Origin of the sequence: Tatumella terrea (assembly GCF_039523755.1) — a bacterium.
GTDB lineage: Bacteria > Pseudomonadota > Gammaproteobacteria > Enterobacterales > Enterobacteriaceae > Tatumella > Tatumella terrea.
On sequence record NZ_BAAAFX010000020.1, the window covers coordinates 60,960 to 73,730 of the forward strand.

General features: G+C 52.7%; 11 protein-coding genes. 1 reads left to right on the forward strand and 10 read right to left on the reverse strand.

Going from position 1 to position 12,771, the window contains the following annotated elements; all coding sequences use genetic code 11:
• Positions 1-55: 55 nt before the first annotated feature.
• The 4 genes from fpr to ABD035_RS15575 form a co-directional block, all read right to left on the reverse strand.
• Positions 56-802: a ferredoxin--NADP(+) reductase gene (gene fpr, locus ABD035_RS15560; RefSeq protein WP_343871097.1), complete on the reverse strand. Its 747-nt coding sequence runs from the start codon at positions 800-802 to the stop codon at positions 56-58.
• 263 nt (positions 803-1,065) lie between these two features.
• Complete coding sequence (gene glpX / locus ABD035_RS15565) at positions 1,066-2,052, reverse strand: class II fructose-bisphosphatase (RefSeq protein WP_343871071.1); 987 nt, start codon at positions 2,050-2,052, stop codon at positions 1,066-1,068.
• A 115-nt stretch (positions 2,053-2,167) separates the two neighbouring features.
• Positions 2,168-3,685 carry a glycerol kinase GlpK gene (glpK, locus tag ABD035_RS15570; RefSeq protein WP_212714541.1) on the reverse strand — a complete coding sequence of 506 codons (1,518 nt, stop codon included), beginning with the start codon at positions 3,683-3,685 and terminating at the stop codon, positions 2,168-2,170.
• 28 nt (positions 3,686-3,713) lie between these two features.
• A complete protein-coding gene (locus ABD035_RS15575) occupies positions 3,714-4,568 on the reverse strand; it encodes an MIP/aquaporin family protein (RefSeq protein ID WP_343871072.1) in 855 nt (284 codons plus the stop codon).
• Positions 4,569-4,992: 424 nt separating this feature from the next.
• On the opposite strand from ABD035_RS15575, the gene zapB reads away from it, so the two are divergent.
• The gene (gene zapB, locus ABD035_RS15580) at positions 4,993-5,232 is read left to right on the forward strand and encodes a cell division protein ZapB (RefSeq protein ID WP_025902383.1); all 240 of its coding nucleotides are present in this window, start codon (positions 4,993-4,995) and stop codon (positions 5,230-5,232) included.
• Between the two features lie 57 nt (positions 5,233-5,289).
• Here the strand turns inward: zapB and rraA are convergent, their stop codons facing one another.
• From rraA to priA, 6 genes are all read right to left on the reverse strand, one after another.
• On the reverse strand, positions 5,290-5,784 hold the full coding sequence (gene rraA, locus ABD035_RS15585; protein ID WP_212714543.1) for a ribonuclease E activity regulator RraA: 495 nt from the start codon (positions 5,782-5,784) through the stop codon (positions 5,290-5,292).
• 328 nt (positions 5,785-6,112) lie between these two features.
• The gene (gene hslU / locus ABD035_RS15590; RefSeq protein WP_343871074.1) at positions 6,113-7,444 is read right to left on the reverse strand and encodes an ATP-dependent protease ATPase subunit HslU; all 1,332 of its coding nucleotides are present in this window, start codon (positions 7,442-7,444) and stop codon (positions 6,113-6,115) included.
• Positions 7,445-7,455: 11 nt separating this feature from the next.
• On the reverse strand, positions 7,456-7,986 hold the full coding sequence (gene hslV / locus ABD035_RS15595) for an ATP-dependent protease subunit HslV (protein WP_212714545.1): 531 nt from the start codon (positions 7,984-7,986) through the stop codon (positions 7,456-7,458).
• An 86-nt stretch (positions 7,987-8,072) separates the two neighbouring features.
• Positions 8,073-9,095 (reverse strand): cell division protein FtsN, encoded by a 1,023-nt coding sequence (gene ftsN, locus ABD035_RS15600; RefSeq protein ID WP_343871075.1) that lies wholly within the window; start codon positions 9,093-9,095, stop codon positions 8,073-8,075.
• 162 nt (positions 9,096-9,257) lie between these two features.
• The gene (gene cytR, locus ABD035_RS15605) at positions 9,258-10,286 is read right to left on the reverse strand and encodes a DNA-binding transcriptional regulator CytR (protein WP_343871076.1); all 1,029 of its coding nucleotides are present in this window, start codon (positions 10,284-10,286) and stop codon (positions 9,258-9,260) included.
• Positions 10,287-10,445: 159 nt separating this feature from the next.
• Complete coding sequence (gene priA, locus ABD035_RS15610; protein WP_343871077.1) at positions 10,446-12,641, reverse strand: primosomal protein N'; 2,196 nt, start codon at positions 12,639-12,641, stop codon at positions 10,446-10,448.
• Between the last annotated feature and the right edge of the window lie 130 nt (positions 12,642-12,771).

Below are 12,771 nucleotides of genomic sequence, written 5' to 3' on the forward strand. Positions count from 1 at the left end.
GACAAAAGCGATATCTTTTCACTGCCGGATATCTTTCGGATAGCCCGGCGTCAGGTTACCAATACAACTCACTGGTGATGTGGCCCGGTTTACGTCGCAGATGCGTTAACATTTTACGGGTTGATTTCAGTAAATCACGCGTTTCTCTGACCATCTGCGGGTTACCGCACAACATAACATGGCTGGTTTCTGCAGTCAGTGAGAGACCCGTGGCATTTTCCAGCGCACCACTCTCAATCAGTGCCGGTATCCGTCCGTGCAGACTTCCCTCGCTTTCTTCACGGCTGACAACGGTTTGTATCTGTAATTTGCCATCGTATTTTGCCTCCAGCGCCTGCATTAATGGCAGATAACTTAAATCTGCGGCATAACGGGCCGCGTGTACCAGCACAATGCGCCGGAAACGGTCCAGGCCTTCACCCTGCTGCAAGATTGACAGGTAAGGGCCGATAGCCGTCCCTGTGGCCAGCATCCATAATGTGTCGCAGTCCGGTATTTCGTCGCAGACGAAGAAACCGGCGGCGTCCGTTGTCACCATCAGCGGATCACCGGGCGCCAGCCGGTGTAAAGACGGGCTCAGTTTACCGTTAGGGACATTGACCAGATAAAACTCAGCCTGTGGATTATCCGGTGCATTCACATAGGAATACGCACGCTGGACCTTTTCGCCATCAATTTCCAGAGCCAGTTTTGCAAACTGCCCGGCAACAAAAGGTCTGACCGGTGCCTGTACGACCAGACTAAATAATGCCTCGGTCCAGTGTGTGACAGAAATGACTTTACCTTCACACCATTCGGCCATAGGTTGCTCCTCAAAGTTCAAGACAATAGATGACAGAGCCATCATCCCTTTGATTGTGCCGGTTTTCCACCCTTTGCGTACACGAAAGCTCATATCGACAAACTCTGATACCTGTCAGGGGAGAACAGTATTTATGCCGGGAGTGCCAATACCTGACTGCCGGCAGAGAAGAGCAGGGGGATCCTCTGGCGGGATCTGAGTAGGATGACAGATGATCACTCCCGCTGAAGGCCGTGATCATCCGTTGCAGAGGGATGCTACCGTTAAGGCTGGCGGTCAGGCCGATGGACCGATTGAATACGGCGGACGGTGCCGCATTTTCCGCGGATAAGCAGGGTCTCGCTGGTGGCGATATTTCCTGTGCGGGTGATCCCTTTCAGCAGGTCCCCATCGGTGATACCGGTCGCCGCAAAGATCACATCATCGTCCCGGACCATCTGCGACAGCGTCAGCTTTTTGTTTGCCTCAATCCCCATACTGGCACAGCGTGATAATTCCTGTTCACCTGCCCGCCGGTTTTCTTGATTGTCCCCTTTAACCTGATGGCGGGGCAGCAGACGGGCCTGCATATCACCGCCGAGCGCGCTGATGACCGCCGCGGAAATGACGCCTTCCGGCGCTCCGCCAATACCATACATCACATCCACCGCCTTATCAGGCATACAGGTCAGGATAGATGCAGCCACATCACCGTCAGGGAAGGCATAGACCCGCAGGCCAGCCTGATGGAGTTGTTCGATCAGTTCCTGATGCCGTGGCTTGGCTAATACGGCGACGGTCAGTTCGCATAAGGGTTTCTGCAAGGCATCCGCGATCCGGGCCAGATTCACGTGGAGTGGCAGGTCGAGGTCGATGCAGCCTTTCGCTCCGGGACCGGTAACCAGCTTCTCCATGTACATGTCAGGGGCATGCAGAAAGGCCCCTTTATTCCCTATTGCCATCACCGTCAGTGCATTGGACTGTCCCATCGCTGTCATCCGGGTACCTTCGATAGGATCGACGGCAATATCAACCTCATCGCCGTGTCCGCGGCCGACCGGCTCACCGATATAGAGCATGGGCGCTTCATCGATTTCGCCTTCACCAATAACAATATGACCACGGATATCCAGGGAGTTAAGCGTAGTGCGCATGGCATTCACGGCGGCACCATCCGCAAGGTTCTTATCGCCACGTCCAAGCCAATGATGACCCGCCAGGGCCGCGGCTTCTGTAACACGGGCGAATTCGAGGGCTAATTCTCGTTTCATTGTCGGTTTTATCTGCAGAAAAAGGTCAGGTAGTGTACCACAGGCAGGAAATCGGAAATTTACAACTTATGGCCCGCAGAGGAACTGCGGGCCGGAAGTTAACGGGCTTTAGTGACTACACTTCTTTTTCGTCTTCCCAGCCACGGGCGCGGGAAACGGCTTTTTGCCAGCCGGCATAACGATAGTTACGCTCGGTCGTTTCAATCGAAGGGCGGAACTCGCGTTCAATTACCGATTTTTCGCGCACTTCCTCCAGGTCTTTCCAGAAGCCTACCGCCAGACCGGCCAGGTACGCAGCACCTAAGGCGGTAACCTCGCGGACTTCCGGACGCTCTACCCGGGCACCCAGAATATCGGCCTGGAATTGCATCAGGAAATTATTTGCTACCGCACCGCCGTCAACACGTAATGACTGTAAGCGTGTCCCTGCATCATTTTGCATGGCTTCCAGGACATCACGGGTCTGGAAGGCTATAGACTCCAGCGTTGCACGGATAATATGGTTAGCATTGGCTCCCCGGGTCAGCCCGAAAATCGCACCACGGGCATACGGGTCCCAGTAAGGCGCACCCAGTCCGGTAAATGCCGGTACCATATAGACGCCATTAGAGTCCTTAACCTTGGTCGCAAAGTATTCAGAGTCCAGGGCATCGTTGAACAGGTTCAGCTCATCCCGCAGCCACTGGATCGAGGCGCCGCCAATAAATACCGCACCCTCCAGGGCATAGTTCACTTCTCCGCGAGGGCCACAGGCGATAGTGGTCAGTAATCCGTGCGTGGAGGTGACGGCCTCTTTCCCGGTGTTCATCAGCATAAAGCAGCCCGTACCGTAGGTATTTTTGGCCATACCCGGCTGCACACATAACTGACCGTAAAGTGCGGCCTGCTGATCCCCGGCGATACCGGCGATAGGAATACGGGTACCCCCTTTCCCCCCGATGTTTGTCTGGCCGTAAATCTCCGATGAAGCTTTAACTTCTGGCAGCATCGCGCGCGGGATATCCAGGATATCCAGCATTCTGTCATCCCACTGCAGTTTATGGATATCAAACATCATGGTTCTGGAAGCATTGGTATAGTCGGTGATGTGCACCCGACCCTGGGTCATTTTCCAGACCAGCCAGGTATCTACGGTACCGAATAGCAGTTCGCCCTGTTTCGCCCGTTCACGGGCACCGTCCACATTATCCAGAATCCATTTTACTTTGGTGCCGGAGAAGTAAGGGTTGATCACCAGTCCGGTGGTATCCCGGATATACTCCTCAAGGCCTTCTTTTTTGAGTTTTGAGCAATAATCAGCGGTACGCGGGTCCTGCCATACAATGGCGTTATACACCGGCTTACCGGTTTTTTTGTCCCAGACGATGGTGGTTTCACGCTGATTAGTGATACCGATAGCCGCAATCTGATCAGAGCGGATGTCGGCATGAGCTAATACTTCCACCAGGGTTGAACTTTGTGATGCCCAGATATCCATCGGGTCATGCTCTACCCAGCCGGTTTTCGGATAGATTTGCGTAAATTCACGCTGTGAAACTGCGATAATATTTGCGTTGTGGTCAAGAACGACGGCCCGTGAGCTGGTGGTTCCCTGATCCAGTGCAACGATGTATTTATTCTCGGCGTTAGTCATAATCTGTTCCTGATGAAATCACTTAGGTTTACGCTTTACGCTGTTCAGAGCGTGACAGAGAGTCTTCTGAGGCTTTAGTCGCCGGAAGCGGAGCATTCACCGGTAAGTAGCGACCGATAAAATTACGGTAGATAAACGCCCCTAAACTTGCACCGATCAGCGGTCCGAAGACAGGCACCAGGAAATAAGGGACCGTTTGTCCGCCAGTGAAAGCGACTTTTCCCCAACCTGCCAGCGCTGCGAACATCTTCGGACCGAAGTCACGGGCAGGGTTCAGGGCGAAGCCAGTCAGTGGGCCCATTGCGGCACCGATAATCGCGACCAGTAAGCCAATTAATAACGGCGCCAGGGGGCCGCGTGGTAATCCGTTGCCATCGTCAGTCAGTGCCATAATGACAGCCATTAATACCGCGGTGATGACCAGTTCGACGAAAAAGGCCTGAGCAACGCTGATATGCGGGCTGGGATAAGTGGAAAAAATACCCGCCAGATTCAGGCTGGCCACACTGCCACGTACCATCTGGTGAGTTTGTTCAAAATCGATAAACAGGCTGCGGTACATCGCATAAACCAGGGCAGCGGCACAGAACGCTCCCGCCACTTGCGCGATAATATAAGGGATAACTTTACGGCCTTCAAAGTTGCCAAACAGGCAGAGCGCAACGGTGACGGCGGGGTTAAGGTGTGCGCCAGAGATCCCTGCGCTCACATAGACGCCCATGGAAACGGCCAGACCCCAGACAATACAGATTTCCCATTGTCCGAAGCTTGCACCTGCCAGTTTCAATGCAGCTACACATCCGGCGCCGAAAAACAGAATCAAACCGGTGCCGATAAATTCGGCTATGCATTGCCCTGTCAGTGTGTTCGTTGTTTGACTCATGATAAATTCCTTCAGTGAGATTAAATTAATCGGTGTTATGTGTCCGCTCCCTGGGCCACCCGACTTTTCTTGTAGGGTTGATGTAAATTTATCGTTAACGAGCAAAAACGATAAATACCGAACTCAAAATTTGTGTCCCGTGTCAAAAAAAATGAGCGAATTCGAGTGTTTTGTTAATTCCCGGGCCGTCAGAAGAGGGTGGGGCCGGGGATTTCTGACGCTTTCCCGGAAGGTGTTCCCGAAATACCGTGGTTTTTCACCGAAAAAGTGTTACAGACTGCTCCGGAAATCACCGGGTAACTGGACTTGCTTAATCAGGCTTCATACAATCAGGTGATGGTTGCCGGCTTCAGGAATTTTACAGGGTTTGTAGGGTTGTGGCCGGTACATCAACGCCTTGCGATCTATAGGAGAGGTTATAAAAATGTCATTTGAAATGTTCGAAAAACTGGAAGCAAAAGTACAGCAGGCGATTGATACTATCACCCTGTTGCAGATGGAAATTGAAGAACTGAAAGAACAGAATAATACGTTAAAGCAGGAATCACTGCAGGTTGCCGGCAACCATGACTCTTTAACGCGTGAAAACCAGCAGTTAAAAGAAGAACAGCAGCAGTGGCAGGAACGCCTGCGGGCTTTGCTGGGAAAAATGGATGAGGTTTAATTCTGTCATGGAATGAACCGTGAATCGGGTGCCGGGGCACCCGTTTTGCCCGGGGGATCAGGCTTCTTCCGTTGCCCCTAGCGGGTTTTCCGAAAGAATGATGCCGGTGTTATCAGCGTAGAGATAATCACCCGAGAAAAAAGTCACACCGCCAAAATTGACACGGATATCACTTTCCCCGATACCCTCACCTGCGGCACCTGCCGGGATAGCAGCCATCGCCTGGATACCGATATCGAGTTCTTCCAGCTCATCAACCTGGCGTACTGAGCCATAAACGACGATACCTTCCCATTCATTCTGCGTCGCCAGCTGCGCAAGCTGCGCATCAATTAATGCACGTCTGACAGAGCCTCCGCCATCGATCAACAGCACGCGCCCCAGTCCATTCTCTTCGAGCAGATCATAGATCAGGCCATTGTCTTCGAAGCATTTGACGGTGGTTATCTGACCACCAAAAGAAGTGCGACCGCCAAAGTTTGAAAACAAGGGTTCAACAACATTCACTTCTTCATGGTAAATATCACACAGTTCAGAGGTATCGTATTTCATAGCCGTATCATCTGGTTGCCAGAGGAAGGGAAAGTATATCGTGTTCTGTCCACGGATAGCAAAAAGCATCCAACGTTATTGACGGTACCAGCATAAAAGCAGGTGATACCTGCCGGTGTACCGGATAAACACTGTCCGAATACCGGCTGGCATTCCGGTAGCGGAGACCGGCGATGTTGCACGTCCCTGGCCCTGCTGCCGTCGGGTCCGGAATGCCAGTAAACTCTCCTCAGACACGACGGTGACATAAAGAGGGGAGAGATACTTTTATCAATAAAAAAGACCGCTGCACCTGAGATGCAGCGGTCTGAACATCGCTTACGTGAAATTACAGGATGAAGCGGCTCAAATCCTCATCCGCCACCAGTTTATCCAGGTGTTCGCTGACGTAGCTCGCATCAATCGTCACGGTATCGCCCGGACGTTCACTGGCATCAAAGGAAATATCTTCCATCAGACGTTCCAGCACCGTGTAAAGACGACGGGCACCAATGTTTTCTGTCGTTTCATTGACCTGCCATGCCGCTTCGGCGATACGACGGATACCGTCGTCGGAGAACTCAATGGTAACGCCTTCTGTGGCCATCAACGCTTTATATTGAACGGTGACTGAAGCACTTGGCTCGGTCAGGATACGTTCAAAATCATTCACTGTCAGCGCCTGCAACTCAACGCGGATAGGTAAACGACCCTGCAGCTCAGGGATCAGATCTGACGGGCTGGCAACCTGGAATGCGCCTGAGGCAATAAACAGAATATGATCGGTTTTCACCATGCCATGCTTGGTCGATACGGTACAACCTTCGACCAATGGCAGTAAATCACGCTGCACCCCTTCACGTGAAACATCCGGGCCTGAAGACTGTCCGCGCTTACAGATCTTATCGATTTCATCGATAAACACGATGCCATGCTGTTCAACGGCATCGATGGCTTCCTGCTTCAGCTCTTCCGGGTTGATCAGACGGGCTGCTTCTTCTTCAATCAGCAGTTTCAGGGCTTCTTTGATTTTCAGCTTACGGGACTTCTGCTTTTGTCCCCCCATGTTCTGAAACATGGACTGCAACTGGCTGGTCATCTCTTCCATGCCAGGAGGCGCCATGATCTCGACGTCCATCGGCGATGCAGCAAGATCAATTTCGATCTCTTTATCATCCAGCAGACCTTCGCGCAGTTTTTTGCGGAAAGACTGGCGTGCCGCTGAAGGCTCGCCGGATTGTTCAGGCTGTCCCCAGTTATTTTTAGCCGGTGGGATCAGTACATCAAGAATGCGTTCTTCCGCCTGTTCTTCAGCCCTGACTTTATTGCGTTCGATAGCCTGGCTACGGATCATCTTGATCGCAGAGTCAGTCAGGTCGCGGATAATCGAGTCCACTTCTTTACCGACATAGCCGACTTCGGTGAATTTTGTCGCTTCTACTTTAATAAACGGTGCGTTGGCCAGCTTAGCCAGACGACGGGCAATCTCGGTTTTACCGACGCCGGTCGGACCGATCATCAGAATATTTTTGGGCGTCACTTCATGGCGCAGCTCGGCATCCAGCTGCATACGACGCCAGCGGTTACGCAGAGCGATTGAGACAGCGCGCTTAGCACCATCCTGACCAATGATGAACTTGTTCAGCTCACTGACTATTTCGCGGGGAGTCATTTCAGACATATAAAAAATCCTTACGGCCTGGACGTCAGTTCTTCGATAGTGACGTTATGGTTGGTATAGATACAAATATCACCCGCAATTTCCAGCGCTTTCCCGGTAATATCTTTGGCACTGAGCTCTGTGTTTTCCAGCAGAGCGCGGGCAGCTGCCTGTGCGTACGGGCCACCGGAACCAATGGCAATTAAATCATTTTCAGGCTGGATAACATCACCGTTACCACTAATGATCAGTGAGGCATTTTCGTCGGCTACAGCAAGGAGGGCTTCCAGACGGCGAAGCATACGGTCGGTACGCCAGTCTTTCGCAAGTTCTACGGCTGCTTTGACCAGGTGACCCTGGTGCATTTCCAGTTTACGCTCAAACAGTTCAAATAATGTGAAGGCATCGGCAGTGCCCCCGGCAAAACCAGCAATGACCTTATCGTTATACAGACGACGTACTTTTTTGACGTTGCCTTTCATTACGGTATTGCCAAGCGTGGCCTGGCCGTCACCACCAATAACGACCTGGCCATTGCGTCGAACACTTACAATCGTTGTCACGGGCCACCCCTTTTCATAGTGAAAAAAAGACTCCGCGCAGTGCGCGGAGCTACTTAAGGGGATATATGGGGGGGATGGAAATGTTTTCAACCCCCGGCAGGGAGAGTTATACAGTTTGCATGCCCCGCACCACGGAGCTGTTTAACGATACTTTCGACTTTCGTATGTTCTGAATAAGGGCCGATCACGACGCGGTTCCAGCCGCCGCCGGTGGTGATACGGCTTTCAAACCCTTCGAATGCCAGAGAGGCTCGTGCGGATTCAGCCTGTGCAGTTCCCTTAAAGGAGCCACACTGTATCAGCCAGCGTTTTCCGGAAGCCGCAGCCGTCTGTTTTGCCTGCTCCCGTGGGGCAGGGGTGACGTTTTGTGACGGTGTGGCTGCTGTGACGGGGGCTGCAGCCTGAGACTGGCGTTCTGCACGTTGCTGTCGCTCTGCCTGCTGCTGACGTTCGAGGCGTTGCTCGCGTTCCGCTTGCTGCTGCCGGGCTAACTGTTGTTGTCGTTCGAGACGTTGCTGGCGCTCTGCACGCTGTGCCTGCAGCAGTTGCTGTTGCTGAACATTCTGCTGTTGCTGATCGCTCTGCGGCTGCTGGTAGTTTTGCTGCTGGCGTAACGACTGTTGCTGCTGGTAGTTTTGTTGCTGACGCAGGGTTTGTTGCTGCTGTGCCGGAGTTTGCTGATTCCACGGCACTTCGTTCAGCTGTGTTGGTTGCTGACGCATGTCTTCAGCCATCTGCTCCAGCAACTGACGCTGTTCATCTGTCAGCTGAGTTTGCGAGCGAATTTCCCCGCCGGCGGTCGGTTCGGTCGGTGTTGCCACCGTAGTCTGCCGATCTTCGAGCTCTTTGATGTATTTCCAGCGCTCTTCGGGTTTAGGCGGTAAGCCGGTACCGGCATTTTTGCGTGGAATAATTTCCTGTAACTCTTCTTTTTTATGGTGGGCAATAAACCATAAACCACCGATAAAGCTCACCAGCACGGCAACGGCCAGTACGACAATCAGTGGGGGAAGTCCTGAGCGGGATTGCTTCTTTTTGCTCCGGGAGGTGTTTTTTTTGCGTTGCGTCCCTGTTGAACGCCCGCGGCCTACATAGTCTTTTTGTGCCACATTCGTTCCGATAAGTTAAAAAATCAGCCTGCCGGGCGAATCGCCCGAAATATTATTCAATGGCAATAATTACCCCATTTTACTCAAGGGGATGAACTTTGACCAGTAAACTCTGCATCAGACGTTGACTGAAAACAGGGAGATATCGCCGCGATTTCCCGGCTATCTGGCGGGTGTTACTGTCGATTGACGTACCGTCAGACCCGCCTCCAGTAAACGTGATCCGCCGTTGACCCGTTTTCCCTGAATAATTTCTATCAGTAATGCGGCTGCTTCACATCCGATGCGAAAACGTGGCTGAGTGACGGTGGTCAGGGGGGGATGACTGTACTGCGCAGCGTCAATATCATCGAAACCGATGACTGACAGCTGTTCAGGAACGCGGATCCCCATCAGGGCGGCCTGATGCAATACACCCAGCGCCATGCGGTCATTATGGCAAAAGATGGCATCAGGAGGGTCGGGCAATTGCATCAGATAGGTCAGTGCATCGCAGCCGGACGCAAAGGAGAAATCTCCGCGTGCCAGATAACGGGGCTCCACCGGAATATTGCGGCGGCTTAACGCCTGAATATACCCCTGTCGCCGGTAACGGCAATGCGACATGGTATCCGGGCCGGTGATACAGGCGATTTTCTTTAACCCTGAGTCGAGTAACCAGCTTACGGCGTTAAACGCTGCCGTCAGATTATCAATATGCACGGTCGGAAACGCGAGGTCGGCAGAAAATTCATTGGCCATCACCAGCGGAGGTAATTGCTCGCGGTACGAAAGCCCGGATAACACCGGAACCTGAGAGCCCAGTAAAAGCAATCCATCTATCTGGCGGGTGAGAATTTTGTCCAGAAAACTGACTTCCTGCAAATTCTGGTGAGCGCAGTCGCCGGTCAGTACCAGATAGCCTGCTGCGGCCGCGGTGACTTCTATGCCACGGATGATTTCATGAAAAAAAGGGTCACAGATATCAGGCACCAGAATTAACAGGATTCCGGAATCATGACTCTTTTGATGACGGGGGTTAAGCGTGGAGGAATAGCCCAGCTCGTTCATCGCCTGCATGACTTTATTTCGGGCAGAAGGAGAGACTTTATCCGGAGAGGTTAATGTCCGTGACACCGTGGCGGTGGAGACACCGGCTTTTTTTGCGACATCTTTCATGGTGGTACGGTATGAAGGCAGGTTCTCTTCCACAGCTCAGGCTCCCGGGATAACAGTCATTATCGTTGCGGCAGCCAGTGCTGCCCTGTTCTATTGTTAGCAGAATATCGGCGAATACTGTTATCTGATTTGTAATAAAACGGGGGGCCTGTTGATTATTCACGTGCGATGCCGCAAACATATCCGCGCATCTTAGCTTTCGGTCGGGTCAATATCCAGGGTCCACTTTACTTTCCGTATTGACGGCAAGGCCAGTATTAAGGGCATTGAGTGTTGCAGTATGCGTTGTAACTGTTTACGGGACGGGTGTTGCAACAGTAGCTGCCATCGCCAGCGCCCGTTGCGTTTAGCCTGAAGTGCCGGTACCGGCCCCATGATCCAGAAATGTTCATCCTTTAGCGGCGTGGCTTCGAGTAAATTTCTTAACTGTAATAGCGCATTCTCTGCCTGCTGAGGATCAAAATCCTCCGCACGGAACAGGGCATGACTGGAAAACGGCGGCAGGCTGAGTTGCTTACGCTCCTGCAATGTCTGGCGGGCAAACGAGAAATAGCCCTGATACAGCAAGGTGTGCAGCAACGGGTGTTCCGGATGATGGGTCTGTAATACCACTTCGCCTTGTTTCCCTGCCCGTCCGGCGCGCCCGGCCACCTGGGTATATAACTGCGCAAAACGTTCTGTCGCACGAAAATCGGCAGAGAAAAGGGCACTGTCGACATCCAGTAAAGCCACCAGCGTGACATCCGGGAAATGGTGGCCTTTCGCCAGCATTTGTGTTCCGGCCAGAATACGAGCACCACCCTGATGAATATCGTCTAAATGCTGCTCCAGGCTCCCTTTCCTGCTGGTAGTATCCCGGTCGATTCGGGTCACGGGGATATCCGGGAACAGGGTTTTCAGTTGTTCTTCCAGTTGTTCTGTGCCCATACCGACCGGTACCAGGTGCGTCGAACCACATCCCGGACACTGATAAGGGATGGGTCGTTGACTGTCACAATGGTGGCAACGTAGCGTGCGGTTAGTCTGGTGAAAGGTATAGTAACGTTCACAACGCTGGCACTCTGCCAGCCAGCCGCAATCATGGCAGAGCAGGGCGGGTGCATATCCCCGACGGTTCAGAAACAGCAATACCTGGTTATTCGCACTCAGGTGTTGACGCATTTTATGGATCAATGCCGGAGATAACCCGGATTGCAGACGGACCGATTTTAAATCAATCAGTTGCTGCTGTGCCTGGCGTGCATTTCCGGCACGCTGTGTCAGCGTTAACTGATGATATTTTCCTGTCGTGACATTATGCAACGTCTCCAGCGCAGGGGTGGCAGACCCCAGGATGATGGGAATATTTTCCTGATGGGCGCGAAAAACAGCCAAATCCCTGGCGTGATAGCGCCATCCTTCCTGTTGTTTATAGGAACTGTCGTGCTCTTCATCGATGATAATTACCCCGGGTCTGGCCAGCGGGGTAAAAAGTGCGGAACGGGTACCGATGACAATCGCTGATTCTCCCTGACGGGCCCGCAGCCAGACATTTAAGCGTTCAGTATCGTTGAGGGCGGAATGGAGGACATCCACCGGCGCATGAAATCGTTCGCGAAAGCGGGATATGGTCTGAGGGGTGAGTGCGATCTCCGGGACGAGTACCAGTGCCTGTTTTCCCTCAGCCAGAATATTTTCAATGACACTGAGGTACACTTCTGTTTTACCCGAGCCGGTAATACCGGCCAGTAGCCAGGCAGAATACCGGGTGTCCTGGCTGCGGATAGCACCCACAGCCGTGGCCTGCTCGGTGTTCAGACGCAGTCGTTCACCTTTGACCCTGAATGACGGCCGCCAGTCCGTCAGTTCCGCCGCCTCTTCGATCAGTTCACAGAGTCCTTTTTTACGCAGGGCCTGTAATACAGGATCACTCAGGTCATGCTGGCTGAGCTCATGACGAGCGACGGGACCATTGCGTAACAGGGCGAGTGCCTGCTGTTGTTTCACCGCACGTTTCAGGCTCTCCGGGACAGTGGCTTTGCCCTGCTCGGTGATCTGCCATTGCCAGACGGTGGGGAGTGCGGCCTCACGTCCCTGGCGCAGTAGCACCGGCAATGCATGAAAGAACACCTCGCCGATCGGATAATGGTAGTAACCCGCAGCCCAGTTCAGTAAACGCCACATCGTCCCGGTAAAAAGGGAGCCTTCATCGATCACTGCGTCGATCGATTTGAGTTGTTCTTCAGGCAGGTCACTTTTATCCTTGATGGCATGCACAATCCCTGTCATTTTCCGGTGCCCGAAAGTGACTTTTACCCTGCTGCCGACAACAGCAGTACGCTCAGCCAGGGGACGGTAATCAAACAGTCGTGGCAGAGGAACAGGTAATGCAACCTTAAGGACGGGCATTCAGGCACTCCGGCAGATCAGTGGATAAAGGGGTAGTGTACACGGTGGGGGCTTTGCCGGGTATGGGGTTTTATTTGCATAGTTCCGGCGAACTTCTGTATAATATACCGCCTCTGTTGCCTGAACAGGT

Bases quoted from the DNA above. Each gene is read 5' to 3' on its own strand.
- fpr (WP_343871097.1), bottom strand. From the start codon at position 802: ATGGCCGAATGGTGTGAAGGTAAAGTCATTTCTGTCACACACTGGACC.
- glpX (WP_343871071.1), bottom strand. From the start codon at position 2,052: ATGAAACGAGAATTAGCCCTCGAATTCGCCCGTGTTACAGAAGCCGCG.
- priA (WP_343871077.1), bottom strand. From the start codon at position 12,641: ATGCCCGTCCTTAAGGTTGCATTACCTGTTCCTCTGCCACGACTGTTT.
- glpK (WP_212714541.1), bottom strand. From the start codon at position 3,685: ATGACTAACGCCGAGAATAAATACATCGTTGCACTGGATCAGGGAACC.
- rraA (WP_212714543.1), bottom strand. From the start codon at position 5,784: ATGAAATACGATACCTCTGAACTGTGTGATATTTACCATGAAGAAGTG.
- zapB (WP_025902383.1), top strand. From the start codon at position 4,993: ATGTCATTTGAAATGTTCGAAAAACTGGAAGCAAAAGTACAGCAGGCG.
- hslU (WP_343871074.1), bottom strand. From the start codon at position 7,444: ATGTCTGAAATGACTCCCCGCGAAATAGTCAGTGAGCTGAACAAGTTC.
- ABD035_RS15575 (WP_343871072.1), bottom strand. From the start codon at position 4,568: ATGAGTCAAACAACGAACACACTGACAGGGCAATGCATAGCCGAATTT.